A 1,097-nucleotide genomic window follows, 5' to 3' on the forward strand; every position below is an offset into this window, starting at 1 on the left:
TCTGCCAGACGTGCCAGTTGATCCGCACCTCTCGACAGTTCTTCTTTGCCGACAGTCCTGCTGACGTGGGCAAATTCCGTCAGTTCCAACGCAAGTTTTTCCAGCGCATTTTCATCGCGAACGATTGCAGTCGTCATCGATTCCCGGATCGGCGCCCAGGCGTTTTCAAGTTGTTCAGCGACGTTGTTCATCGATTTCATCCTTACTGCACACTGTGAGCGTTGGATACTGGTTCGCCACCAAAGCGAGTAAACGTCGATTCAATTTTCGCGCTAAGATCTCCGAACGATTTCGCTTTCCAATTCGCTCCCTGAGCCCGACTGCGATTGATGCGTGCCGTTTCAGCAGTTCGCTGCAACGTTTCGACAATATCCTGAGTCAGCTTCATTTGCTCATCGGAGTTCAACGTGATCTCATTGAGTCCGCTGTTCGATGCGGTTGATGCCTTGCAGATGTTTTCCAACACCTCAAGGGATCGAGTCACGCGGTCGAAGACCTGGCCAAGCTGAGTTTGCTCTCCGGTGGTCATCGTCAACGACTGAGCAGTTTCCAGTTGAATCAGTTCCAGCCGAGCCGTAATATCGGAGACAGCCTGAGCCGACTGTTCCGAGAGGGCACGAACTTCCTCCGCGACCAATGCAAAACCGCGGCCATGTTCTCCCGCTCTGACGGACTCGATCGAAGCGTTCAACGCCAACAAGTCAGTTCGCGATGACAGGTTTCCAATCGTCTGCAAGATGGACTCGACCTCACGGGCATGCTGGCCCAGAGCCTGTAGTTTCCGTTCACGAAGCGAAGATTGTTTTTTGACTTCCTGAACTTCGTCCGCCAGCGTGGCGACCTGACTCAGCCCCATTTCGGCGGCCGTCCGGGTAGCCTTGCAAGCCTCTTGCGTGCGAATCGCATGGCCACAAATCGATCCAACGCGATCGGCAAGTTGCTCGGCAAGCGTGTTCGTTTTCTCAAATGCTTCGGACTGCGATTCAGAACCGGTAACCAGTTCCTCCGTCGTGCGAGAGATCTCGAGCCCACAGCCCAGAATCACGCCAAGCTCCGAACCAACGTCAGACTGAAATCGGCGGAAAACGCGTTTGAGC

At 54.3% G+C, this 1,097-nt stretch carries 2 protein-coding genes; both read right to left on the reverse strand.

What is annotated here, in order from left to right; genetic code table 11:
* Positions 1–191: hypothetical protein (locus RC85_RS25960; protein WP_157594115.1), on the reverse strand; the 191-nt coding region annotated here is incomplete at its 3' end.
* Between the two features lie 11 nt (positions 192–202).
* On the reverse strand, positions 203–1,097 hold an 895-nt coding region (locus RC85_RS25965), incomplete at its 5' end, for a methyl-accepting chemotaxis protein (protein ID WP_238383254.1).

The organism is Rubripirellula obstinata (genome assembly GCF_001642955.1).
Taxonomy (GTDB): Bacteria; Planctomycetota; Planctomycetia; order Pirellulales; family Pirellulaceae; genus Rubripirellula; species Rubripirellula obstinata.